Origin of the sequence: Chryseobacterium culicis, from assembly GCF_002979755.1 — a bacterium.
In the GTDB taxonomy this organism is placed as follows: Bacteria; Bacteroidota; Bacteroidia; order Flavobacteriales; family Weeksellaceae; genus Chryseobacterium; species Chryseobacterium culicis_A.
Genome location: NZ_PCPP01000001.1, coordinates 2,373,080 through 2,397,393, shown reverse-complemented (window position 1 = coordinate 2,397,393; position 24,314 = coordinate 2,373,080). Strand labels below are relative to the sequence as shown.

22 protein-coding genes are annotated in these 24,314 nt (G+C 36.0%); 11 read left to right on the top strand and 11 right to left on the bottom strand.

Going from position 1 to position 24,314, the window contains the following annotated elements:
• Nucleotides 1-283: 283 nt before the first annotated feature.
• Entirely contained in the window at nt 284-880 is a 597-nt protein-coding gene (locus CQ022_RS10920) for a TetR/AcrR family transcriptional regulator (protein WP_105681417.1), read from the bottom strand.
• 320 nt (nt 881-1,200) lie between these two features.
• On the opposite strand from CQ022_RS10920, the gene CQ022_RS10915 reads away from it, so the two are divergent.
• Entirely contained in the window at nt 1,201-1,755 is a 555-nt protein-coding gene (locus CQ022_RS10915; RefSeq protein ID WP_105681416.1) for a thioredoxin family protein, read from the top strand.
• Nucleotides 1,756-2,138: 383 nt separating this feature from the next.
• Here CQ022_RS10915 and CQ022_RS10910 read toward each other — a convergent pair whose 3' ends face one another.
• Entirely contained in the window at nt 2,139-3,044 is a 906-nt protein-coding gene (locus CQ022_RS10910; RefSeq protein ID WP_105681415.1) for an AraC family transcriptional regulator, read from the bottom strand.
• A 123-nt stretch (nt 3,045-3,167) separates the two neighbouring features.
• On the opposite strand from CQ022_RS10910, the gene CQ022_RS10905 reads away from it, so the two are divergent.
• Genes CQ022_RS10905 through CQ022_RS10895 form a run of 3 tightly spaced genes read left to right on the top strand, consistent with a single transcriptional unit; the run spans nt 3,168 to nt 8,349 of the window.
• Nucleotides 3,168-4,397 carry an MFS transporter gene (locus CQ022_RS10905; RefSeq protein WP_105681414.1) on the top strand — a complete coding sequence of 410 codons (1,230 nt, stop codon included), beginning with the start codon at nt 3,168-3,170 and terminating at the stop codon, nt 4,395-4,397.
• 2 nt (nt 4,398-4,399) lie between these two features.
• Complete coding sequence (locus CQ022_RS10900) at nt 4,400-5,881, top strand: trehalase family glycosidase (protein ID WP_105681413.1); 1,482 nt, start codon at nt 4,400-4,402, stop codon at nt 5,879-5,881.
• Nucleotides 5,882-5,904: 23 nt separating this feature from the next.
• Nucleotides 5,905-8,349, top strand: coding sequence for a TonB-dependent receptor (locus CQ022_RS10895; protein ID WP_105681811.1), 2,445 nt, complete (start codon nt 5,905-5,907; stop codon nt 8,347-8,349).
• A 117-nt stretch (nt 8,350-8,466) separates the two neighbouring features.
• Here CQ022_RS10895 and CQ022_RS10890 read toward each other — a convergent pair whose 3' ends face one another.
• The gene (locus CQ022_RS10890; RefSeq protein WP_105681810.1) at nt 8,467-9,105 is read right to left on the bottom strand and encodes an MBL fold metallo-hydrolase; all 639 of its coding nucleotides are present in this window, start codon (nt 9,103-9,105) and stop codon (nt 8,467-8,469) included.
• Between the two features lie 70 nt (nt 9,106-9,175).
• Between CQ022_RS10890 and CQ022_RS10885 the strand changes: the two genes are divergently transcribed.
• Together CQ022_RS10885 and CQ022_RS10880 are read left to right on the top strand one after the other, a co-directional pair.
• Nucleotides 9,176-10,396, top strand: coding sequence for a DUF5103 domain-containing protein (locus CQ022_RS10885; RefSeq protein ID WP_105681412.1), 1,221 nt, complete (start codon nt 9,176-9,178; stop codon nt 10,394-10,396).
• 370 nt (nt 10,397-10,766) lie between these two features.
• A complete protein-coding gene (locus tag CQ022_RS10880) occupies nt 10,767-12,719 on the top strand; it encodes a M4 family metallopeptidase (protein WP_105681411.1) in 1,953 nt (650 codons plus the stop codon).
• Between the two features lie 79 nt (nt 12,720-12,798).
• Here the strand turns inward: CQ022_RS10880 and hemH are convergent, their stop codons facing one another.
• Genes hemH through CQ022_RS10865 form a run of 3 tightly spaced genes read right to left on the bottom strand, consistent with a single transcriptional unit; the run spans nt 12,799 to nt 15,259 of the window.
• Nucleotides 12,799-13,827 carry a ferrochelatase gene (gene hemH / locus CQ022_RS10875; protein WP_105681410.1) on the bottom strand — a complete coding sequence of 343 codons (1,029 nt, stop codon included), beginning with the start codon at nt 13,825-13,827 and terminating at the stop codon, nt 12,799-12,801.
• 15 nt (nt 13,828-13,842) lie between these two features.
• Nucleotides 13,843-14,370, bottom strand: a complete 528-nt coding sequence (locus CQ022_RS10870) for an NADPH-dependent FMN reductase (RefSeq protein ID WP_105681809.1) — start codon at nt 14,368-14,370, stop codon at nt 13,843-13,845.
• 10 nt (nt 14,371-14,380) lie between these two features.
• Nucleotides 14,381-15,259 (bottom strand): NifU family protein, encoded by an 879-nt coding sequence (locus tag CQ022_RS10865; protein WP_105681409.1) that lies wholly within the window; start codon nt 15,257-15,259, stop codon nt 14,381-14,383.
• A 163-nt stretch (nt 15,260-15,422) separates the two neighbouring features.
• Between CQ022_RS10865 and CQ022_RS10860 the strand changes: the two genes are divergently transcribed.
• Nucleotides 15,423-15,959, top strand: a complete 537-nt coding sequence (locus tag CQ022_RS10860; RefSeq protein WP_105681408.1) for a gamma carbonic anhydrase family protein — start codon at nt 15,423-15,425, stop codon at nt 15,957-15,959.
• Between the two features lie 581 nt (nt 15,960-16,540).
• Here the strand turns inward: CQ022_RS10860 and CQ022_RS10855 are convergent.
• A complete protein-coding gene (locus tag CQ022_RS10855) occupies nt 16,541-16,993 on the bottom strand; it encodes a hypothetical protein (RefSeq protein WP_105681407.1) in 453 nt (150 codons plus the stop codon).
• 82 nt (nt 16,994-17,075) lie between these two features.
• Between CQ022_RS10855 and CQ022_RS10850 the strand changes: the two genes are divergently transcribed.
• Nucleotides 17,076-19,202 carry a helix-turn-helix domain-containing protein gene (locus CQ022_RS10850; protein WP_105681406.1) on the top strand — a complete coding sequence of 709 codons (2,127 nt, stop codon included), beginning with the start codon at nt 17,076-17,078 and terminating at the stop codon, nt 19,200-19,202.
• A gap of 40 nt (nt 19,203-19,242) precedes the next feature.
• On the opposite strand, the gene CQ022_RS10845 is transcribed toward CQ022_RS10850, so the two are convergent.
• The 4 genes from CQ022_RS10845 to CQ022_RS23180 all read right to left on the bottom strand — a co-directional run bounded on the left by CQ022_RS10845 (nt 19,243) and on the right by CQ022_RS23180 (nt 21,141).
• Nucleotides 19,243-20,088: a M12 family metallopeptidase gene (locus CQ022_RS10845; RefSeq protein WP_105681405.1), complete on the bottom strand. Its 846-nt coding sequence runs from the start codon at nt 20,086-20,088 to the stop codon at nt 19,243-19,245.
• Between the two features lie 158 nt (nt 20,089-20,246).
• A complete protein-coding gene (locus CQ022_RS10840) occupies nt 20,247-20,684 on the bottom strand; it encodes a hypothetical protein (protein WP_105681404.1) in 438 nt (145 codons plus the stop codon).
• Nucleotides 20,685-20,999: a hypothetical protein gene (locus CQ022_RS23185; protein ID WP_228421528.1), complete on the bottom strand. Its 315-nt coding sequence runs from the start codon at nt 20,997-20,999 to the stop codon at nt 20,685-20,687.
• Nucleotides 20,941-21,141: a hypothetical protein gene (locus tag CQ022_RS23180; RefSeq protein WP_228421526.1), complete on the bottom strand. Its 201-nt coding sequence runs from the start codon at nt 21,139-21,141 to the stop codon at nt 20,941-20,943. The genes CQ022_RS23185 and CQ022_RS23180 overlap by 59 nt, the downstream gene beginning before the upstream one ends.
• A 237-nt stretch (nt 21,142-21,378) precedes the next feature.
• On the opposite strand from CQ022_RS23180, the gene CQ022_RS10830 reads away from it, so the two are divergent.
• The 3 genes from CQ022_RS10830 (at nt 21,379) to CQ022_RS10820 (ending at nt 24,254) form a co-directional block, all read left to right on the top strand.
• Nucleotides 21,379-22,395: an LLM class flavin-dependent oxidoreductase gene (locus tag CQ022_RS10830; protein ID WP_105681403.1), complete on the top strand. Its 1,017-nt coding sequence runs from the start codon at nt 21,379-21,381 to the stop codon at nt 22,393-22,395.
• A 54-nt stretch (nt 22,396-22,449) separates the two neighbouring features.
• Nucleotides 22,450-23,571 carry a 3,4-dihydroxy-2-butanone-4-phosphate synthase gene (gene ribB / locus CQ022_RS10825; protein ID WP_105681402.1) on the top strand — a complete coding sequence of 374 codons (1,122 nt, stop codon included), beginning with the start codon at nt 22,450-22,452 and terminating at the stop codon, nt 23,569-23,571.
• Nucleotides 23,572-23,672: 101 nt separating this feature from the next.
• Complete coding sequence (locus CQ022_RS10820) at nt 23,673-24,254, top strand: Crp/Fnr family transcriptional regulator (RefSeq protein WP_105681401.1); 582 nt, start codon at nt 23,673-23,675, stop codon at nt 24,252-24,254.
• Nucleotides 24,255-24,314 lie beyond the last annotated feature (60 nt).

Genomic DNA, 24,314 nt, shown 5'->3' with positions numbered 1-24,314 from the left:
ATAATTAGTTCAAAAAAAATTACAGAATTTTTAATGTCCGATAAAGTCGATTGTTTCCATAATTGAAAATTGTTTTTAATGTATTTAAGTATATAATGATGGTGTAAGGTGTGTTAATTTTACTAACAGCGTTAATTAATAAGCAAAAAATGACTACTTTTAACAACTGAATTCTATGAATGGTTTCATAAATGATTGAGTTTTTAATCAGGAATAACAGAATACTTTTAATTAATTCGGTGTTAAGTTTCCTAACGGTGTTAATTTTTAATTCAAAAAAAATTTACAAAGACTTAATGAAAGCCGAAACAGTTTCGTCCAATGTTGTCTTATTCATTGTTGAAGGGATATCAGCTGTGCGCATCATCATAATAGAGATCATTCCGTGTACGGCAGAAAAGAGAGCATGAGACATATGACAGGCATTGTCCGGATTGGATCCACTTTTCTTGATAATCTCATAGGTGCATTCATAAATCAGCTCCTGAAATGATGAGAATTCCTTTTTCATCTGACCTTTTCCGCAACACTGCATTCCAAGACCAAACATAAGCTGGTAATATTCCTTATTTTTAAAAGCAAAGTTCCAGTAGGCATCCACAATAGCAACAAGCTGCTCTTCCGGAGTATCGTGTTTCTGCTGAGCTTTTAATAATTCTATATGTAACTTGTGGAAGCCATCTAAAGAGATTTCAAATAAGATAGCTTCTTTATTTTCAAAATAATCATATACAACAGGCGCACTATACTCAATAGCATCAGCTATCTTACGCATAGAAAGCGAACCCCAGCCTTCAGTTTTAGCCAACGTAAAAGCAGCCTGCAAAATATTTGCACGGATGGATTCTTTTTCTCGTTGACGGCGTTCATGTAGACCCATGATATTTATTTACTAACAGCGTTAGCAAAACTACAAACTTTTTGATATAAGTTCCAAAGGATATTGTAAGTTTTATAGATGGGAGAACCATTTAAAGAAAAATAGTTCATAGGCTGGATGCAGGAAGAATGGGGGCTGGAAGTTGATTTTGGGTGTAAAAAACTATTAATAGAATTTGACTATAACTATTTTTGAACCCTTACTATCTTCCTTTCTCCAGCTTCCAGCTTCCTTCCTCTTCCAAAAATAAAATGCATGTTTCAGAAGTCGGCTCAATTAACAAAAGAAATAATTATCTTTGCCGATAAAGAAATAAGGATATGAATACTCCCTCAAATATGCTGGCATTAGGAACAAAGGCTCCGTTCTTTGAACTTCCTAACCCGTCAAAAACGAATGAACTTCAGTCTTTGGACGAACTGAAAGGAGAAAAAGGTACTTTGGTGATCTTTATGTGTAACCACTGCCCGTTTGTTCTTCATGTTATCGACAAGATCAATGAATTATACGAAGATTACAACGAGCGTGGAATTGAATTCATCGCCATCAATGCGAATGATATTGAAAAATATCCGGCAGATTCTCCGGAAAAAATGATTGAATTTCAAATTGAAAGAAGATTTGATTTCCCTTATTTATTTGATGAAAGCCAGGCTGTTGCAAGAGCTTATGATGCAGCATGCACACCTGATTTTTATTTCTTTGATGACAAGCTTGACCTTGTATACAGAGGGCAGATGGATGATTCGAGACCGGGAAATAATAAAGATGTAACCGGAGAAGATTTAATCATCGCTTTTGAAAATCTTTTAGCTGGTGAAGCTCAGGAAGAAATCCAGAGACCAAGCATGGGATGTAATGTCAAATGGAAATAATTCAGGTTACTAGTTATTTAGTTGCTTGTTCATTATAATACAGAGCTGCTCTTTTTTAGAGTGGCTTTTTTGTTGATTATACATACTGCTTGAAGCTTATCCACACAGTTTGTCACTCCGTAGGAGTCTCTGCACAGCTTATCCTATTTTTATTGTAAACCATTGTAAAATTTGAAGAGAGTCTGGATTCCTACGGAATGACAAATACAGCGTTTAGTATAGCCGCGCGAATTGTCACTCCGTAGGAGTCTCTGCACAGCTTATCCTATTTCATTGTAAAACCATTGTAAAATTTGAAGAGAGTCTGGATTCTTACGGAATGACAAATACGAGATATGGTCTATCCACACGGCTTGTCACTCCATAGGAGTCTCTTTACACTATCAAAAACTCACCTTACTTTTAACCTCTTTTTCAACCTTTAAATCTATATTGACTTTATTGTGAGAGTAGTTCTTGATAAACTCTGAAGGCGTTTTCCCTGTATATTTTTTGAACATCCTATTAAAATAAGTGACATTATTAAAGCCACATTGATAACTGCATTCTGAAATAGATCTGTCCTGGGCCATCAGCAGACATGCTTTATTAATTCTGTAGCGGTTTACAAACTCTGTAAACGTAATCTGGGTGGCTTTTTTAAAGAAATTACAGAAAGCAGGTAAAGTCAGATTAGCAAGTTTAGCCACCTGTTCAATATCAATTTCCTTATCGTAATGATGTTCTACATAAGTGAAGATATTTTCAAGACGGGTTTTATTTTTTGAAATAATGGTATAAGGCATAATTTCCTTATTTAAAAGTTCATAATCCTCACATTTCGAAAGTTCAAAAAGAATCTCAAGTAAAAGTAAATATCTTTTATAACCTTCAGATTCAAGCATCATTTTCAGCTTGGGAAGCATTATTTTTTTTACTTTATGATGAAAATGGATTCCATATTTTGAAAGCTCCAACAGGTTTTTGATGGATCGGGCTTCTACTTCCTGCTGGGGAAACTGAAGAATTTCTTCCTTAAACTGAAGTACAATTTCTTCATGCGGATCAATAGAATTCAGTCCAAATCCGGAGTGGGGAATATTGGATCCGATTAACACTAGATCTCCATTTGTATAATTACTTTTATGGTAACCCACATGGCGGGTTCCGTTCCCGGAAATGACACATACCAGCTCAATTTCGGGATGATAATGATACTCCCATTTAAATTCTGAAATAGGGGAATTATTATGAATGGTACGGAACGAGCTCTTTTCATTAGGGATCACCCTTTCAAAAGTAACTTTCATTTAATTAATCATATTTATTTGCTAAAAATAGTAATTATATTAATATAGTTCAAATATTGATTTACTGTGTTAAATTATCGTTAACAGAAATGCTTCTATCTTAGCCGACAAGAAATAACCTGAATGAAAAATATTAACATCAAGGCCGTTTTATTTTTAAACTATTTTGTCTTCGCAATTCTTCTGAATTCTGTAGGAACAGTTATTCTACAGGTACAGCAGAATTTTGGGATTTCAAAATCTTCGGCCAGCATTTTGGAAGGCTTCAAAGATCTTCCAATCGCCATATGTTCTTTCATTCTGGCTTCATTTCTTCCGAAGATAGGAATCAAAAAATCAATGCTGATTGCCTTACTCCTGGTAAGCTGTATGTGTTTTGTAATGCCGTTTACCAATGACTTCTGGGTATTTAAATTATTATTTGCCACAGTAGGAGTTTCCTTTGCACTGATCAAAATATCAGTTTTTACTTCTATTGGATTAGTAACGGAAACAGATAAAGAACATTCCAGTTTCATGGGATTTCTGGAAGGCTTTTTTATGATTGGCGTATTGGCAGGAAATGTCTTATTCAGTTTATATATTGATGATCACAATCCGAAATCTACTGAATGGCTGAATGTGTATTGGGTACTGGGAGGACTTTCAAGTGTATCTTTTTTATTCCTGTTCTTTTCAAAACTCAATGAGCGGGAAGCTAAAAGTGAGAAAACAGATCTTTTGGGAGATTTAAAAAACAGCGCAAGCCTGTTCAGTTATAAAAAAGTGTTGTGCTTCTTATTATGTGCTTTCCTTTTTGTATTGGTAGAGCAGAGTTTTCAGACATGGACTCCTACTTTTTATAAAGAGATTTTAAAAGTGCCTACCTCAATGAGTATTCAGGCAGGAGCGGTTTTAGCAGGAGCTTTTGCATTGGGAAGATTTTTATCGGGATTCTTCTCCAAAAAATTCAGTTGGATCTATGTTGTCTCTTTTTGTGTAGTAGGTTTTGCTATTAGTTTACTGCTGGTTTTACCTCTGACACATAATATTAATATTGATAAGAATACAAACTGGACGAATGCTCCTCTGGTTGTCTATTTATTTCCTTTAATGGGAGGTTTACTGGCACCCATCTATCCGAGCATTAATTCTGTAATTCTGGCATCTATTCCGAAATACCTACACAGCGCCATGTCAGGATTGATTGTTGTTTTCTCAGCAATCGGAGGAACTATAGGTTCTATCATTACCGGTTTTGTGTTTCAGGAGTTTAGTGGACAGCAGGCATTTTACCTTTCCTTGATTCCGCTTTCATTACTGATCACTTCAGCGGTTTTCATGAATAAATTAAAAATTAATCCTAAAAAATAACAATGAGTAATCAGCTTTACATAAACGAAATTCAAAGCCTGTTTGATGATGTACAGAGATCTGAAATTTTTGAAGATCAGAAAATGATGACGGATGCAGTTCCTCTGTTTCCCATTGCAAAGATTAATGAAGATTATGAACAAACAAAAAATACTGAAGGTTTTGACCTGAAAGATTTTGTGATGACTCATTTTGACTTTTTGGGAGCAAGAGTTTCCGTACACAGAGAAAAACAACTTCCTATTGGTGAACATATTGAGAAATTATGGGATGAATTGACCCGTACAGCGTATGAAGAAAAAGGAACACTTTTAAAATTACCAAAACCTTACATCGTTCCCGGAGGTCGTTTTAATGAGTTTTTCTATTGGGACAGCTATTTTATTATGCTTGGGCTAAAAGCTTCCGGCAGAGTAGAAATGATGAAGAACATTATTGAGAACTGTTCTTATCTGATTCAAAACGTAGGATTTGTTCCGAATGCCAGCAGAACTCATTTCCTGAGCAGATCACAGCCTCCCTATTTTTCATTAATGCTGGATCTTCTTTTTGAAACCACGAATGACGAAGGAATTTATACAGAATACCATGACACTTTGGAAAAAGAATATGCTTTCTGGATGAATGGTGAAGAATGGCTTGAAAACAATTCCAGTGTAAAAAGAGTAGTTAAAACAATAGACGGAGATATTCTGAACCGTTATTACGATGCAGAAAATGCACCTCGCCCTGAAAGTTACCTGATCGATATTGAAGATCATAAAAAAACTTCAGGAGATGAATTTTACAGAAATATAAGAAGTGCCTGTGAATCCGGCTGGGATTTTTCCAGCAGATGGTTTGCAGACGGAGAAAATATACAGACGATAGAAACGCTGAACCTTGCACAGGTTGATCTGAACTGTCTTTTATGGCATTTGGAAACTACTTTGGCGAAATCATCAGCGCTTCACAATCTGAGTGAAAAAGAAAATTATTTTTCAGAAAGAGCAGCAAGCCGAAGACAGATGATCAATAAATATTTCTGGGATGGAAATACTAACAATTATAAAGATTATCACACTAAAAAAAACACAAAAACACCGTCTGAACATATTGCTGCTCTTTACCCTTTATTCCTGGGAATTGCAGACCATACACAAGCTGAAGCGGTTGCCAAAGCAGTTGCTGAAAAATTTCTTTATAAAGGCGGGCTTGTCACCACAACCAAAAACTCAGGACAGCAATGGGATCTTCCCAATGCGTGGGCTCCTTATCAATGGCTGGGCTTTAAAGCAATGAAAAATTATGGCTTTAACGAGCTGGCAGAAAAAATTAAAGACAACTGGTGTTCAAACGTAGAAAGAGTCTACAAAAACACCGGAAAACTGATGGAAAAATACAATGCATTAGACACAGAAACAATAGCAGGCGGCGGGGAATACCCCAATCAGGATGGATTCGGTTGGACCAATGGAGTGTATTTACAATTACAACAAAACTGAAACTAACAATAAAAAATATGGCTATGAAAAAAAAATCGATCTTTTTAATTGCCGCTACAGCTACGTTATATTTTAATAATGCTTATGCTCAGGAAACTCCGCAGGATTCTGCAAAAGTTTCTTCTATAGATCAGATTGTCATTACCGGAAATTCAAACCCGAAGAAAAAAATAGAATCCAGTACTGCAATTTCTACATTCAGTTCCAAAGAAATCCAGAAGCAGAATCCAATCAGTGCTGCTGCTTTATTACAGAGAGTTCCAGGGTTTGCCGTGGAAACTTCAGGAGGTGAAGTAGGAAACAACCTTTTTGCAAGAGGGATTCCTTCTGCAGGAGCCTATGAATTTGTACAGGTACAGGAAGATGGTCTTCCGGTTTTTGAAGACGGAGCACTTCAGTTTGCCAATGCGGATAATTTTTTCCGCGTAGATAATTCAGTGAACCGTATGGAAGCTTTGAGAGGAGGTTCCGGATCTATTTACGCCACGAATTCTCCCGGTGGTCTGATCAACTTTATTACCAGAGAAGGAACCAATGATTTCAGAGGTACTGCGAAACTTGAGACAAGTACATATGGATTAATGCGTACCGATGTTAACGTAGGTGGAGCATTGGTTCAGGATAAATTGTTTTTCAATGTCGGAGGTTTTTACAGAACAGATGACGGAATCAGAAAAACAGGTTTCAAAGCCAATAATGGAGGACAGATCAGAATGAATCTTAAATATGTCTTTGATAAAGGCTATGTAAAAGTGTATTACAAAAAACTGGATGACAGAAATACATTCTTCCTTCCTATTCCATTGGTACAAAACGGAAATAAACTGAAAGGATTCCAAGGGTTTGATCCTAACTATGGAACGTATAGCTACAGAGCAATCAGCCAGCTGAATATTCCACAGGCCGGAGGCGGATTTTTCAACAGAAATCTTGAAGACGGAATCCATCCGAAAGTAGATGTACTAGGCGCTGAGTTTAAATATGATCTTGGAAATAATTTCAGTGTTTTAAACAAAACAAGATATACGAATATCAACATGAATTATACAGGGATTTTCCCTGCCGGATTGCCTGAAACTGGAGCTGACTTTGCAACTAAACCTGTTTCCAAAGGTGGAGATTATGGTATGACTAATTATCAATATTCTTTAGTAAGTAACGGAGCGATTGTAAATCCCGCATTTGTCCAAAAATTAGGTTTCTGGGCTATTGATAAGCAGATGAATAACTTTGTGAATGACTTACAATTCAATTATAAATTCGACAAAGGAAATGTTACCGCAGGTTTCTATAAATCTAACTGGAAGTCTCATCAATACTGGAACTGGAGCAACATTCTGGCTACTGCAACAGACAGACCGGAATTGCTGAACCTTGTGGATACTTCTCTTACTCCTTTGGATAATGGTTATTCAAAAACATATAACGGAGTGACGGGTATGACATTTTTACAGAGAGACACTCAGACTCAGGGAAGTTTGAATGATCTTTATGTAAACCTGGACTACAATATTACCGATGCTTTAAGTGTAAATGGAGGTCTTCGTTACAGCCACGATTATTATAAAGGAAATTTTGCCAATACAACAACTTCCAATTTAAATAACTCAGGGTTAACAACGGATGGAACTCATGGTTTCAACACCACAACTGCTGATGATAATATGAGTGTACTGGGAAATAAATTTACTTACTGGAATTTTAACGTAGATAAAGTTTCTTTCACATTAGCCGCGAATTATAAAATCAACAGGGAGAATGCTGTGTATGCGCGTTTTTCCAATGGTTTCAGATCTCCGAACGAGGAAGCGTACTACAACTATTTTTCCAATCCAAACCCTGATAAACCTTTAAAATCAGTAACGACCAATCAGTTGGAAGTAGGATATAAATACTACTCGCGTACCTTTGATATAGCCGTGATTCCGTTCTATTCTACCTTGAAGAACCTGTCGTTTACAGATATTTTCTCTGATGGAAAATCTGAAAACACCTTTGCCAATACAGAGAACTATGGAGTAGAGATAGAAGGGTATGCCCGCTTATTCAATAATATTTTAGAAGTTACCTTCAACGGAACCGTTCAGAGTCCAAAATATAAAAACCTTGAAGCCGGAAGTCTTCTGGAAGGAAATGTGGTGAGAAGAATGCCGAAGTTTTATTTTAATATTTCACCGGCTGTGAACATTACCAAGTCATGGAGAGCTTATGTAAGCATGAATTATTATGGAAAACGCTTCCAGGATGAGCTGAATGTACAGACCTTACCTTCTTTCTCAGAATTTGGAGCAGGAATGTCTTATCAGTTAGGAAAAATACGTTTTGCAGTGGATGGTACCAATATCTTTAATACAATTGGTATTACAGAAGGAGATCCAAGAGCCGGATCACCCAATGGAGATGGAATTATCATGGCAAGACCTATTATGGGAGCTGCTGCCAGAGCTTCCATCACTTTAGATTTCTAAACTCTATTTCTTTATAACAACAAAAACCGTCAGGCTTAGTCCTGACGGTTTTTATTTTTTATTCTTTCACAGATTTGGGGAATTGAGCCGATTTCACTCTCAAACCCTCAGATTCTCTTACTTCAAAAATGGATTATACTGCTTCTCAAATCCAATGGATGTAGGATTTCCATGTCCTGAGAAAACCTGTGTTTCATTATCCAGAATGAAAAGTTTTGATTTAATTCCCTCAATCAGCTGATCATAATTTCCTTTATACAAATCTGTTCTTCCGATACTGCCTTCAAAAAGAACATCTCCTGAAATCATGAATTTCTGATTTTCATTATGATAAACAACACTTCCCGGCGAATGTCCGGGCACGTGATAAATTTTAAATTTCTCGCCATCTAAATCCAGTTCATCTCCTTCCTTGATATATTCTACATCCACTTTTACCGGATCTATCTTCATGCCGAATCTTACACCGCTCGCCTGAAGCATATCCAATACTTCCTGATCTTCCTGATGCATATTCACGGGAATATTGAATTTGTCAAAAGCCCACTGTAGCCCGAATACATGATCAATATGAGCATGGGTCAAAAGGATTTTCTGAATCTTCAGCTCTTTCTCTGTAATAAAATGATCAATAGCTTGAGTTTCCTGAGCATTCATATTTCCCGGATCAATTAACCAGGCGTTTTTATTTTCGTTATAGATGATGTAAGTATTTTCACTCGCAAAGTTGAATACGAAACCTTGAATCTGAAGCATATCTGAATATTTTTTATTCAAAAATACGATATTATTAAGAAAATGGCTATTTTTCGCTATCTTCGTCATAATGAAAACTTTGCGAATACTCTTACTTTCTTTGGGCGGACTGGTTTTTGGACAAAATATCCAAAGTGTTCAGTTGTTCAATCCTCAGACCAATGATGAAACTCCGGTAATTAAGATAGGAGAACAGTTGGTTCTGGGCTTTGATGATCTTACAAATGGCAGCCAGATCTACCGGTATACATTTAAACACTATGACAGAAACTGGAATGAGGATAATCTGTTTTTTACAGAATTTGCGACCGGAAGTATGAATGCATTGCTGGATCAGTTTCAGTATTCTTTCAATACATTACAGGCTTATACTCATTATAAACTGGTTTTTCCGAATGATAAAATCCAGCTGAAGGTTTCGGGGAATTATGAGCTGATTGTTTATAAAGATTCTGCAGATCAGCCTCTTTTCAAAAAACGGTTTTATCTGGTTGAGGATGTAACCTCCGTAGCTTTAAATATTTCAAGATTTGCAGATGCAAAAAATCCCAATATTAATCAAAGGGTAGAAGTGAATGTTTCTCCGAAAGGAGGAGATATTTCTTCCAATGTCAATTCAATCACCATGAATGTGATGCAGAATAACAACCCGAATATGGTAATTTCTAATCTTAAGCCAAGCAGCGTTTTAGGAAATCAGGTACTTTTTCAGCAGACGAATCTTACGTTCCCGGGAGACAATGAGTTTTATTATTTCGATAATAAAAATATGAATATGGCTGCAGATATGGTGCGTGCCACTGAAATAAAAGATGATGTTAACCAGACTTATCTTCATCCGGTATGGGCATTTCCTTTGAATTACCAATACCAGCCGGATGTCAATGGAGCATGGTATTACAGGAGAAATGATCTAGGTCGGGAAAGAGATGCAGAAAGAGAAGCGGATTATTCATGGGTACATTTCTATCTGGATTCAGATCCTGTGGATAAAGAAATCTATGTGTTGGGAGGATTTAATAATTTTAAACCAGGCAAAGAAAATCAGATGCAATATGATCCTGCCACGAAACAATATGTAGCCAAAATATTCCTGAAGCAAGGTTTTTATAACTATGTTTTGGTAACAAAAGAAGGAAATGGCTCTCTGAATTTTGGGGAAGTAAATGGTAACTTCTGGCAAACAGAAAATCTGTATCAGGCATTCCTTTATTATGCGCCTTTCGGAAGAAATTATGATGGTCTTATGGGGTATGGAGAATTCAGAACTCCAATTGCCAATAAACGATAAGCAATGATTTGATATCATTTTTGTATAAAAAATATACATATAAAATAGGGCTGTCTCTTAAGATAGTCCTTATTTTTTTGCCCATATTGAAATAAAATACGCTCTAAAATCTCAGAATAGGGTTAATTTTTTTAATTATAATGCACTACATAGTGAAAAAAAATAATTCACAAAATTTTGATTTTAATTAAATATTTTAACGTAAAGTTTGTATTGCAGAAAAATTATCTTTAAATAATTTTCTTTGTTTTAAAATCATCATTGTGTTTTATTTATCGATTTATAATATCAATTGAATTTTATTCATCGTTTATATCATTTTATTGTGAAAAGTTTATAAATTCGTCACCACAACCAACCAAATATTATTATGAAAACGAAATTTATCTTAGTGGCAAGCGTTGCCGCCTGCTCATTTGTTTTTGGGCAAAACACACCATCAAAACTAATTCCGGGAAAAAGCGGATTACATGCCGAGTTTATGAGATTTGAAAAAAATGCTCCTGCTTATCAGGGAAGCCCAGTTTTATTTGACGAAGCGTCTCAGAGACTTTCTCCGGGACAAGCTCGTAAACTAGGCTTAGAAAAGGATGCATTAGGTTTTGAAACCCAAAGATTTCAACAGACTGTTAATGATATTCCTATAGAATACGGAATGATGGCAGTGCAGACAAAAAACGGTAAAATTGTAGGACAGTCAGGAAAATGGGTTCTTAAACTTCCGAAAGAACTTGATAAAAATGCCAGCCTTGCTGAAAATGTTGCATTACAAAGTGCTTTGTCATTTGTGGGAGCAGATTCCTATAAATGGAAAAATAAAGAGGAGGAAGATTTTCTAAAAAAAGAAACGGGTGATCCTAATGCAAGCTTTGCCCCTAAAGGAGAATTAGTGTACTATTCAGATCCTGATGATGATAAGCTGAATGATCTAAGGCTAGCTTATAAATTTGATATCTATGCTGAAAAACCATTAAGCAGACAATATGTTTTCGTAGATGCTAAAAATGGAAAAGTATTGGGTGTAGATGCCATTATTCATGAAGTGAACAGCCCGGGAACAGCTGTTACAGGATATAGCGGAACCCGTAGCATCACTACAGATTCTTATAACGGAAGCTACCGATTAAGAGAAACAGGAAGAAATGCAGGAACAGCTGTAGAAACCTATAACCTTAAAAAAGGAACCAGCTATGCTTCTGCTGTAGATTTTACAGATACGGACAATAACTGGAATAATGTTAATACCAATAAAGATCAATACGCTACCGATGCCCATTGGGGAGCCGAAATGACAGTAGATTATTTTTATACAAAATATGGACGTAAGAGTATCGATAATAATAATTTCGCTATTAAATCATATGTTCATTATTCCAGCAACTATTTTAATGCATTTTGGGATGGTTCCAGAATGACTTATGGGGATGGAAGCTCTACAACAAACGGTGGAAAACCTTTAACAGCAATAGATGTTTGCGGTCACGAAATTACACACGGACTCACCTCTAAAACGGCTAACCTCGTCTATCAGAGAGAACCCGGAGCGCTGAATGAAGGTTTCTCAGATATCTTCGGAAATACCATTGAACGTTGGGCAAGACCTACACAGGCAAGCTGGACATTGGGAGAAGATTTCAATTATGTGATCCGAAATATGGCTAATCCTAACGCATACAGCCAGCCTGATACTTATCTGGGAACGTATTGGAAAACAACAACAACTTCAGGTTGTGTAACTCCAAGCCAATCTAATGATTATTGTGGAGTTCATACAAACTCAGGAGTCCTTAACTTCTGGTATTATCTACTGGTTACAGGAGGTTCCGGTACTAATGACAAAGGCTTTGCTTATAATGTTTCAGCCATCGGACTGGATAAAGCAGGAGCTATTGCTTACAGAACATTAACGACTTATCTGACTTCTTCTTCTACTTATGCAAGTGCAAGAACCTATTCTATTCAGGCAGCTACCGATTTATACGGAGCAACCAGCAATGAAGTGACTCAGGTTAAAAATGCCTGGAATGCTGTAGGTGTAGGAGGTGGAACTTCTCCGGCAGGAAAAGTAGCCGCAGCAGAGGCAGCTCTGTATACTATAAGTCCAAATCCTGCAACTGATAGATTCACTATAAACTTTGAAGGGAAATCAGGAAAAGGAATTGTAGAATTGGTAAGTCTTACAGGGAAGAAAGAAATTTCTGAAAAAGTAGAAATTACTGATGGAGTAAACAGACTTAATATCCAGCTTCCTTCCAATATTCTTCCGGGAGTATATATTGTAATGGTAAACGGAGAGAAAGCAGGAAACCTTATTAAAAAATAGCACCAAACTTTTTAATATATTCAACGAAAAGGCCGCAAGTTAATTCTTGCGGCCTTTTGTATATGTTGAGTAAAGTAAACTATACCAGATAGAAATCATTCAGTTTTTCTTCACAAAGGATTTTTACGACTTCAATCCATCGGTCTTCATCATTCAGACATGGAATATAGTGGAAATTTTCACCACCACCATGCATGAATTGTTCCTTACCTTCTACAGAAATTTCTTCCAGGGTCTCAAGACAGTCCGAAACAAAAGCCGGGCAGACGATAGCCAGGTTTTTTATCCCTTTTTTGCCAATGGTCTCCAATGTTTCGTCGGTATATGGCTCAATCCACTTATCTTTTCCTAATCTTGACTGGAAAGAAACGATTGTTTTTTCTTTCGGTAAATCCAGTTTTTCTATAACACGCTGTGTCGTTTTATAACATTGATGACGGTAGCAGAACTGATGACTTGGATTATCATCTCTGGAACAACAGTCATTGAGGTTACAGGTTTTGGTAGGATCCGTTTTATAAATATGCCTTTCCGGAACCCCATGATACGAAAACTGCAGGGCGTCAAAATTTTCAGGAAGTTTTTCTTTAATACTTTCCGCCAGACAGTTGATGTAGATATCCCTGTTATAGAAAGGTTGAATATAATTGATCTTTACTTTTGGAAACTTCTTCTTTCTGACTTCTTCTGCTTTTTCAATCACCGTTTCCGTTGTGCTCATCGCATATTGAGGATATAGAGGAAAAAGAACGATTTCAGTGATTCCCTGATCTACCAGTTTCTGAATACCGGTTTCGATACTCGGTTCTGCATACCTCATTCCGATTTCCACCGGAACATCTACCACTTTCTGAAGTTTTTTCTGAATTTGTTCAGTAATAACAATCAGTGGAGAACCTTTATCCGTCCAGACTGTTTTATAAGCTTCAGCAGATTTTGCAGGTCTTGTTTTCAGAATAATTCCCTGTACAAGAAGGGCACGGAAGATCCAGCGATAATCAATCACTCTTTCGTCCATCAAAAATTCATCAAGATATTCCTTTACGTCGTTTACAGAAGTTGATCTCGGTGATCCGAGGTTGACCAGTAAAATTCCTTTCTTATTCAATATTCTAATTTTTAATTATGAAACAGAAGTTGTAAAATCTGTTACTAATTCCGATACTTTAGCAAAGGTATTACTTTCCAGTAAGCCATTGCTGTCAAATTTGCCTTTTATCCCTTTTATTAATGCCTGATGTTTATCATCTGTTACCGCTCCGAGAGTCTTTAAAATCAATAATAACTCTTCATGGCCTTTTTCTCCATTGGCAGAAGCAGTGATCACAGCAACAGGTTTTTCAGAAAATACTGTTGTGGAAACACACCATTCCAACAGATTTTTTAATCTTCCGGGAATACTGAAAATATATTCCGGTGTAGAAAATAGTACGCCTGCTGAATTTTTTATGTCCTCTCTGATTTTCAGAACTTCTTCCGGAGTGTGAGCATCGGTTAATGCGGTATCAAAATGCGGAAGAACAGAAAGATCATCATACATCTTGAAATCTGCATGATCCATTTTTTTCAGTACCTGTTCCATCAGTTTTTGATTGCTGGAATTTTCAGAAGCACTTCCTATAATGATGACAATTTTCTTTTCGGGAGGCATTTCCACTGTTTTATCCGTTTACAGCTTCCACTCTTTCTACTAAATCAGGAACGAATTGTTTTAAAATATTTTCAATTCCGTTTTTCAAAGTAGCTGTAGAGCTTGGACAGCCAGAGCATGCACCCTGCAGAAGCATTTTTGCCGTTTTATTTTCCTGATCATATTCCATCAAAGAAATCTTTCCTCCATCATTTTCTACGGCAGGAGCTACATATTCATTTAAAATGTCAGAAATCTTCTGCTCATCTTCAGTATAATCTCTGTTGATGATTTTTTCAACAGGGTTTTCATGTTTCTGAGGTTCTATTTTTGAAATTTCACCTCCATTTTGAAGATATTCAGCAATAAGCGCACGAACAGTCATCATTACCTGATGCCATTCTACAGAATTATTTCTGGTTACCGCTACAAAGTTGTCAGAAATGAAAACTTCCGTTGCAAAATCAAATTCTTTAAAAATAGCCAGCGCCAAAGGAACTTCTTCAGCAGCTTCTTTCGATTTTACTTCCACAAAACCATCCATCAGCAGCTTGCTTGACACAAACTTCATTACATTGGGATTCGGAGTCATTTCAGCATAAATCTGATACATTTCTTTTTTCTTCTGAAGATAAATTCTTGGGTTAGCCAATAATTCATCCTCAATCACATTTTTCAGACTTTCAGCTACATGTTCCCATTCTATGGTGTCCTGTTTTGCTACAGCTACAAAATTAGCCGTAATGAAAACTCTTTCCACAAAAGGATAATTGAAAAGTTCCTGTGCTAAAGGAATTTCTGAAATATCTGAATTTCTATCCAGTTCTAAAGACCCTGGGATGAGATTGTAATCTGCTACAAATTTCATCACTTTTGGGTTTTCAGTTGGTTCTATAAGTACGGTACGCATTTTTTCGTTAAATTTGAGATACAAAAATACGCATTAGAAGTTAGAAGCTGAAAATTGAGAGTTAGATTTTTGCTATCGCTGTAATTTAGAACTTAGATACAAGAAAAGATAGCACATTATACCTTCTCAAATTGGCTCATTTTCAAATTTTCAAATTAATATTATGGCACTTATAAAAGAACTTTTAGGAAAAGCACCACAGATTGGAGAGAATACTTTTTTAGCAGAAACAGCTACCATTATTGGCGATGTTGAGATGGGAAGAGATTGCAGTGTTTGGTATAATGCAGTAATCAGAGGAGATGTTAACTATATCAAAATGGGAGATAAGGTGAATGTTCAGGATAATGCAATGCTACACTGTACCTATCAGAAATTTCCTTTGAATATCGGGAACAATGTTTCTATCGGGCATAACGCGATTGTTCATGGATGTACCATTAAAGATAATGTACTGATCGGAATGGGAGCGATTGTGATGGATGATTGTCTTGTAGAAGAGAATTCCATTGTAGGAGCGGGTTCTGTAGTAACTCAGGGAACTCACATAAAATCCGGAGAAGTTTGGGGAGGAGTTCCTGCAAGAAAAATCAAAGATATTAATGCTCAGTTACTGGAAGGAGAAGTGAACAGAATTGCAGATAACTATGTGAAATACTCATCGTGGTATAAGGAAAATGTGAAAGACCATCAATTTTAGGATGTCAAGTTGATTAGTGAATAGTGAATTCGCTGCGCTTGTCAATTTTTTTGGTGTTAAAAATTCACTATTCACTTGCGAAGCAAAATTCACTTATTGATTATGAAATAGTGAAAGGTCAACCGTCAATCCGCTGCGCTTGTCAATTTTTTTTGATGTCAAAAATTCACCATTCACTTGCGAAGCAAAATTCACCATTGACTATGAAATTGTGAAAGGTCAACCGTCACTCCGCTGCGCTTGTCAATTTTTTTGGTGTCAAAAATTCACCGTTCACTTGCGAAGCAAAATTCACCATTGACTATGAAATTGTGAAAGGTCAGCCGTCAATTTGCTGCGCTTGTCAATTTTTTTTTGATGTCAAAAATTCACCATTCACTTGCGAAGCAAAATTCACCATTGACTATGAAATTGTAAAAGGTCAACCGTCACTCCGCTGCGCTTGTCAATTTTTTTTTGATGTCAAAAATTCACCATTCACTTGCGAAGCAAAATTCACCATTGATCTATTTAAAATAAATATAAAAGCTCTGTTTTTGGACAGAGCTTTTTCGATTTGATATAGAACCTTTGCTTTATTGTTAGTTATTGTCCGGTGTGATCATTCTTACCTTGCCATTGATACATTTGAGAGAGGTAGGAGGCGTGATCATCATACAGTCAGACATAATATTATACTTTTCATTAAAAGCTTTCACTTTATCCGTATACTCATTCACTCTTGGTAAGAAAGTCTCTTCTATTTTCTTAGGATAGGCAATGTATTGCTGAGGGCCACCACAGGATTTCGATCCCATGGGAGCAAATGTCCATTCATTGGCATCCGTACATTTTTCTCCTGATACTTCAGATTCGATAGAGGCTTTTAATCGGTCGAGCTGTGCCTGTTCATATTTCTGACTTTCTTCGTCAGCAGGTCTGTCTGCGATATCAATAGGAAGATTGGTATTGGCATTTTTTGATGTATTACATGAAACCAGAGTTAGTGTAGTACATAATACTATTGCCGGGATATGAAAGAATAATTTTTTCACAATAAACTTTTTTCTTTTTATAAATTTTCAAAACTTATGCCAAGGTAAGAAATTCAAATTCATTTCCGTATTTTTGACAACGATGAACAATCATTTTTTTGACTTAATAGAATATACCAACAGAAGCGTTTTTTTAACCGGGAAAGCCGGAACAGGAAAAACGACATTTCTTAATGATTTTGTAAGGCGTACAAAGAAAAAACATATTGTAGTAGCTCCTACGGGAATTGCTGCAATCAATGCGGGTGGTGTAACCATCCATTCTATGTTTGGACTGCCACTAAGAACCTTTCTTCCCACCACAGAAAGGATAGATACCAGTTTGGCCAATAATATTGCTGACCTGATGCCCCATTTCAAATATCGTAAAGATAAACTGAAGCTTCTGAGAGAAGTCGAAATCATTATTATTGATGAGGTTTCGATGCTTAGAGCGGATGTTTTGGATATGATGGATTTTTCTTTACGATTTATCAGAAGGAATAATCAAAGATTTGGAGGGGTACAGATGCTGTTCATCGGGGATCTGTTCCAGCTTCCTCCAGTAGTGAGGGATGAGCATATTCTGAAAATGTATTACAATTCACCTTTCTTTTTTGACAGCCATGCCATTAAAGAAATTCCCATTGTTACCATTGAGCTGACAAAAGTATACAGACAATCTGACGAAGAGTTTCTGGAAATTCTGAATGCGATCCGTGATGGAGATGTAGATAATATAGACTTTAATCATCTCAATGAAAGGTATGATCCTGATTTTGATATGGGGAAAGAGTCTTATGTTTATTTGTGTTCTCACAACAAAATGGCAGATGAGATCAATCAGGAAAAACTAACGGAGATAAAGGTTGATCCTCAGGTGTATGAAGCTAAACTGGTAGGTGATTTTAAAGAAAACCAGTTTCCGAACGAACAGTTTTTAGAACTGAAAATCGGAGCCCAGATCATGTTTATCCGAAATGACATTTCAGGAGAAAAGAAATATTTTAACGGAAAACTGGGCGAGGTCATCGGATTGGATGAAAATGAAGTCCGTGTTGTACTGGACGAAAGCGAAAACGAAATTGTTGTAAAAAGAGAAACCTGGGAACAGAAAAAATATTTCCTTGATACAGATAAAAATATCCAGGAAGAAGTTTTAGGAAGTTTCGAGCAGTTTCCTATCAAATTAGCATGGGCGGTAACCATCCATAAAAGTCAGGGATTAACGTTTGATAAAGTCATTATTGATGCCGGAAAAAGTTTTACAGCCGGTCAGGTGTATGTAGCTTTATCCCGTTGCAGAACATTGGAAGGAATTGTGTTAAAATCAAAAATTACACCTGAAGTTATTTTCAAGGATAACCGAATCTTACATTTCCATACAGATACTATTGCCAACGACCATGTTGAAGCCATCCTGAACCAGGAAAAATATGATTACAGCATCAGAAAAGTACTTCGTACATTAGATTGTACATGGTTTTTAAAAGAGGTAGAAGAATGGAACAACCTTTCGATTGTGACCAAAAATATCGATCATGTAAAGACCAAGCAGCTTTATCTGCAATTGAAACATGAAGCGGTAAATCTTGGGAAAATATTTGAAAAATTGGAACGTATCATTTTTCAGAAGGTTAATAATTTTATTGAACAAAAAGAAGATTGGTCCGAAATTGAAAGCAAGTCAAAAGGAGCGGTTAATTTCTTTTTTACAGAAACCAGGAATAAGATTTTCGATCCTTTGAAAGAATTCTATGCTGAAATAAAAGGAGCGAAAGGTTTAAAACAATATAACGAAGAATTTAAAAGCTGGCTGGAGGATATTGAAGAATACCTGAACAGTTTAAGAGATATTTACCTTCTTGAAACGAAACTTTTAGATGAAAAAAATGATAAGGAAATCAATCTGAAAATAGCCAAAGTTCCGTCTCAGGTTTTAACTTTTCAGTTGTTTGAACAGGGAAAAACCATTGGAGAAATTGCCCTTGAAAGAGGTTTGGTAAAAGAAACGGTCATTGGCCATCTTGCCAAATTTGCAGAACAGGGATTGCTGGATATTGCAAGAGTGATCACCTCAGATAAAATCAAAGCGTTTGAAGAGGAGTTCTACAAAAACCCACACGAAACATTGACTGAGTGGAAGAATGCATTGCCCAACCATTTTGAATTCAATGAAATCAGGATTTTGATTAATCATTATAATTATAAGAAAGGGAAGAATTCATAAGAATTCTTCCCTTTTTGATGGTCACAAAAGTTCTTTGAAATTAAGGATACATCGCATTGATGGTATTGATATCCCCGGTTGTAAAACCTGTTCTGTTATAAGTGAAATTTGAATTGTCTGCTCTTGTAATCGTAGGAAGTCCGTTTTTAGAATAGGAGGTGGGCCAATACATCATCACTGAATTAATATTGAAAGGCCCTATGTCTGTCCCGGAATTGTAGATATTAAAATTATAAGCCTGCCCATTTTGAATATTGTTCCAAAGGATTTTTACATATTGATCTCTGTCTTTGCGGGTATGTTCGTGATAAAGACCTACCGTGTGGCCCATTTCATGAATTACGGATCCTACAGAAATATACTGATCCAAAGAAACCGTTTGTTTTCCGCCCTGATATCCGATATGAGCCCAGCCATCTGATCCGGATGAACTCCCAAAAATAAATTCAACATAGTTAGACTGATTGCTTCGGTAGATCCATTGAGTATTGGTTTTATTATTATACTCACTGATTGCGGAATTGATTTTATTGACGTTGATTGACCCCATATTGCTGGCAATGGTATAGTAAATTTTACCATTGGGCCATCTGGAATAACTGGCACCGCCTTTATTGAGTTCGCTGCCTTCTAACAATTGTTTGTCGGTAAGAACAATATCTCCCTGGAAAAAATTCATTCCGTTTTTTCTTTCATAGGTAATGTCCTGACCTCCAAATTTTCCTTTTTTTACATTGTCTGTGCTCAAGGCATTCGTTTGGGCTTCGGTGGTAATTTCCTCATTGTTTTTACTGCAAGAGGAAAATGTAGCTGCAATAAGAAAACTCATAAACACAGCTTTTCCTGTCAGAATCTGCCGATACAGACTGTTTGGATTTTTGTTCATATTAATTTTTTTAAGATTGGGTATACGAATATAATAAATTATATCTCATTATATTGAATTATTAATGTTAAAAAAAACTTTTATATGATCATTGTTGAAAACAAGAATTCTTGCTTGTAAAATAAAAGGGTTCTGAAAATATTCAAAACCCTTTTATTTTATTCGTTTAATAAATCCCGATTAACTTTGTAGCCTACTATTTTTATATCTCCTTCTTTATTTTTTTCTAAAGTAAAAGATTCTTCTGTTTTCTTAGTCCCTCTTTTTACATTATACATGAAGAAGTATTGACTTCGTGCGTTGTTTCCCTTCACAACCATTGTTTCCCATTTGGCAAGATTATATTCTTCAACAGGACCAATCTCATTGACCGTCTTCATAAGTTTTACAAGCTTTTCTTTATCGGTCACTTCAAAAAACTTCTCACCAAATAACTTATAAATATCATCCGGATTTTTTCCATAACGAAGTTCCCAATAAAATTTTATGGGAATTTTTTCACCATCTGTTTTGTCTGATTCTCTGTCTTTATAAAATTGATTGAAAGAGCAGCTTATTAAAAAGAATGATAAAAGCAGTAAATAAATATTTTTCATTTAAATTTTAGTGTCTAAGATTAATTTTCTTCGGTTGTTATCGTAAAAAGTAGCATAATAACTGTTATCTCTGAATTCAGTTTCTGTATTTTCTATTTCATTAAATCTGCTTTTATCTGTTTTGGAGAATTCAACGATCTCAAAGTGATTTTTGTCTATGATATTGAAATCTACCAGTTTCAGATATTCATCCATAGAGTTTTTATCAAGCATAATTTTTCCGCCTCCACACCAATGTCTGTCCTGTCCGTTTTTCTTAATACCGGATACCCAGTATTCTTCTCCGGTTTCTATTATCAAAATAATTGGCAACATATTCCGGTCTTTTCAGTTTTTTGAAAGCCTTCCCATTGCAGTAAATAGTTTGTCCGGATTTTGAAAATTCCACAAAACCAATCCATGCCGGCCCGCTATGTCCGAAGGATTTGTTTTCGATATACATTATTTTTGTCTTCATGTTATTAGTTATTAAATGATGTTGCAAGTTACCCAAAACCTTATAAGTAAAATCAAATAAACAAAAATTTTATTCCAATAGTTTTTCCCTGAACTGAGCCATTGTTTTTATTAATTACAAAAAGTAACTAATGCAGTTTTTATGTTTTAAATTTGTTTGGTTTTTAAAAACCACTTTAGAATTATGAAATTGACAAAGGAGATTCAGGATCAACTTTGAAAAAATTAACATCTCAATATGAAAAATTTTGAAATTTCTGTTTTAGATCTTGCCCCTGTAAAGCAAGGTAAAAGCATTTACGATACCTTTCAGGACAGCTTATCATTAGCCAATCACGCTGAAAATTTAGATTATAAAAGATTCTGGCTGGCAGAACATCACAATATGGAAAGTATTGCCAGCTCTGCCACTTCTGTTTTGATTGGTTTTATCGCCAATGGAACGAAAAAAATCAGAGTAGGTTCGGGAGGAATTATGCTTCCCAACCATAGTTCCTTGATCATTGCAGAACAGTTCGGAACCCTTGAATCTCTTTTCCCGGGAAGAATTGATCTGGGAGTAGGAAGAGCTCCGGGAACCGATGGATTAACAGCTCAGGCTTTAGGAAGAAATCCGGCTCTCATCAATGAACAATTTCCAAGACAAATCCTCGAACTGCAACGATATTTTTCAAAAGAAAATTCAGAGGCCATGGTGCGGGCTATTCCCGGAGAAGGACTTGATATTCCGATTTATATTCTTGGATCAAGTACAGATAGTGCATGGCTGGCCGCAGAACTTGGGCTACCTTATGCATTTGCAGGACATTTTGCTCCGGAGCAGATGGAAATGGCTTTTAAAATATACAGAGAGCATTTTGAACCGTCAAAATATTTGGACAAGCCTTATATCATTGCCTGTGTAAACGGGGTGGCAGCAGAAACATCGGAAGAAGCCCATAAAATATCTACTACTTTATTCCAGGCATTCATCAATATTGTAAGAAATGATAGAAAGCCTTTTGCTCCGCCAGTGGATGATATGGATGAGATCTGGTCTTCAATGGAAAAATCTATGGTTTTACAAAAGCTGAGATATACGTTTATTGGGGATCAGGCGGAAGTTCAGGAAAAGCTTACAAATTTCCAGGAAAGATTTCAGGTGGATGAAATGATGATCAACTCACATATCTATGACCATCAGAAAAGATTGAGATCTTATGAGATTTTCAGAGAGGCAACGAACTCTATCCAAAGCGTAATAAACCATTCATAATTAGTTGGGAGATGCTTATTTTTATGAGTATCTTTGCACAAATAAAAAGTAAAAATGTCCGATATTAAATTAAATACTATTCCAGAGGCTATTGAAGACCTTAAAAATGGTAAAATAATCATAGTAGTAGATGATGAAGACAGAGAAAATGAAGGTGATTTTCTTTGTGCGGCAGAGCTGACAACGCCGGAAATTATCAATTTTATGGCGCTTCACGGAAGAGGGCTGATCTGTATGCCACTTCCCGAAAAAAGATGTGATGAGCTTGGACTTGAAGTGATGGTAAGCAGAAGCAGCGATCCTAAAGAAACTGCTTTTACCGTATCGGTTGACCTTCTGGGTAACGGAACATCTACCGGAATTTCTGCAGGAGACAGAGCAAAGACTATTTTAGCGCTGATGGATGAAAAATCCAAACCTACAGACTTTATGAGACCTGGTCACATTTTCCCGCTTCGTGCAAGAAAAGGAGGGGTATTGAAAAGAGCCGGACATACTGAAGCAGCGATTGATCTTACGCATTTATCAGGTTTAAAAGAAGGAGGAGTGATCTGTGAGATCATGAACGAAGATGGTACGATGTCTCGTTTGCCTGAACTTCATGCTTTTGCTCAAAAACACGATATGAAGATCGTTTCTATTGAAGATTTGATCCATTATCAGCTTAAAAAAGGAAATCTTGTAGAAAGACTTGAAGAGAAAAAAGTGAAAACGCATTACGGTGAGTTTGATTTTTATGCCTTCAGAGAAACTTCTAATGATCAGATCCACTTTGCACTGACAAAAGGAGCTTGGACTGTAGATGAGCCTGTGTTGGTAAGAGTACAGTCTTCAGATTCTTATTTTGATGTATTAACAAGATTAAATAACGGTGAAAAACCATTGTTGGAAAAAGTAACCAATATGGTAAATGAAGCTGGAAAAGGAGCAATTATTTTCATCAATAACGTTTCTAATTCTGAAAATACATTGAGAAAACTTCAGCAATTCTTAAACTATCAGGATGGTCAGGAGCAGCATCCTACATTAGCGTACAATTACAGAGATTATGGAATTGGAACGCAGATTTTGAAGAATTTAGGAATCAATAAGTTTAAAGTAATCACTCAAAACCCTAATATCAAACCTCAGGTTGGAGGATATGATGTAGAGGTTACTGAGATGGTACAACTCTAATAAATGAATAGTCAATGGTGATTTTTTTCACAATACATGACTGTTTACAATACAACATACAAGGTTTAGGATTTTTCTAAACCTTTTTTTATTTTTAAACGATGACTGAGCCATTAAAAAAACACATCCGGGAATATATTAATATCTCAGACGAAAATCTGGAGAAATACTGCAGTGCTTTTAACCTTCGGAAAATAAAGAAGAAAGAATTCCTTTTAAAAGAAGGGGATATCTGCGAATTTGAAGGATTTATACTGAGTGGATGCTTTAAAGTTTTTCATACCCATCATAATGCTGCCGAACAGATATTATATTTTGGAATTGAAAACTGGTGGGTTTCTGATATTGACAGTTTTATCAACCGCATTCCCTCAAAACTTAATATTCAGGCACTCGAGGATAGCGAGATTCTTCTTATTCCGAAAAAAGATAAAGAAAAACTGTATGCTGAAATGCCGGAAATTGAAAGATTGATGAGGCTTAAATTTCAGCAGTCAATTATAGCATTGCAACGAAGAATTATCGATAATCTAAGCAAACCTTCAGAGGAAAGGTATGTAGAATTTTTAAGGGATTACCCGAAAACAGCGCATCGTCTTACCAATATTCAGATTGCAGCTTATCTGGGAGTAACCCCTGAGTTTATAAGCAGAATACGGAAGAAAATTGTCAGTAAAGGCTGATGGTTAAAAATCGAAAAAGTCCCAAAAGTATCTACAGACAAACTTTTGGGACTTTATATT

Coding starts and splice junctions, on each gene's coding strand:
- CQ022_RS10920 (WP_105681417.1), bottom strand. CDS start 880: ATGGGTCTACATGAACGCCGTCAACGAGAAAAAGAATCCATCCGTGCA.
- CQ022_RS10915 (WP_105681416.1), top strand. CDS start 1,201: ATGAATACTCCCTCAAATATGCTGGCATTAGGAACAAAGGCTCCGTTC.
- CQ022_RS10910 (WP_105681415.1), bottom strand. CDS start 3,044: ATGAAAGTTACTTTTGAAAGGGTGATCCCTAATGAAAAGAGCTCGTTC.
- CQ022_RS10905 (WP_105681414.1), top strand. CDS start 3,168: ATGAAAAATATTAACATCAAGGCCGTTTTATTTTTAAACTATTTTGTC.
- CQ022_RS10900 (WP_105681413.1), top strand. CDS start 4,400: ATGAGTAATCAGCTTTACATAAACGAAATTCAAAGCCTGTTTGATGAT.
- CQ022_RS10895 (WP_105681811.1), top strand. CDS start 5,905: ATGAAAAAAAAATCGATCTTTTTAATTGCCGCTACAGCTACGTTATAT.
- CQ022_RS10890 (WP_105681810.1), bottom strand. CDS start 9,105: ATGCTTCAGATTCAAGGTTTCGTATTCAACTTTGCGAGTGAAAATACT.
- CQ022_RS10885 (WP_105681412.1), top strand. CDS start 9,176: ATGAAAACTTTGCGAATACTCTTACTTTCTTTGGGCGGACTGGTTTTT.
- CQ022_RS10880 (WP_105681411.1), top strand. CDS start 10,767: ATGAAAACGAAATTTATCTTAGTGGCAAGCGTTGCCGCCTGCTCATTT.
- CQ022_RS10870 (WP_105681809.1), bottom strand. CDS start 14,370: ATGCCTCCCGAAAAGAAAATTGTCATCATTATAGGAAGTGCTTCTGAA.
- CQ022_RS10865 (WP_105681409.1), bottom strand. CDS start 15,259: ATGCGTACCGTACTTATAGAACCAACTGAAAACCCAAAAGTGATGAAA.
- CQ022_RS10860 (WP_105681408.1), top strand. CDS start 15,423: ATGGCACTTATAAAAGAACTTTTAGGAAAAGCACCACAGATTGGAGAG.
- CQ022_RS10850 (WP_105681406.1), top strand. CDS start 17,076: ATGAACAATCATTTTTTTGACTTAATAGAATATACCAACAGAAGCGTT.
- CQ022_RS10845 (WP_105681405.1), bottom strand. CDS start 20,088: ATGAACAAAAATCCAAACAGTCTGTATCGGCAGATTCTGACAGGAAAA.
- CQ022_RS10840 (WP_105681404.1), bottom strand. CDS start 20,684: ATGAAAAATATTTATTTACTGCTTTTATCATTCTTTTTAATAAGCTGC.
- CQ022_RS23185 (WP_228421528.1), bottom strand. CDS start 20,999: ATGTTGCCAATTATTTTGATAATAGAAACCGGAGAAGAATACTGGGTA.
- CQ022_RS23180 (WP_228421526.1), bottom strand. CDS start 21,141: ATGAAGACAAAAATAATGTATATCGAAAACAAATCCTTCGGACATAGC.
- CQ022_RS10830 (WP_105681403.1), top strand. CDS start 21,379: ATGAAAAATTTTGAAATTTCTGTTTTAGATCTTGCCCCTGTAAAGCAA.
- ribB (WP_105681402.1), top strand. CDS start 22,450: ATGTCCGATATTAAATTAAATACTATTCCAGAGGCTATTGAAGACCTT.
- CQ022_RS10820 (WP_105681401.1), top strand. CDS start 23,673: ATGACTGAGCCATTAAAAAAACACATCCGGGAATATATTAATATCTCA.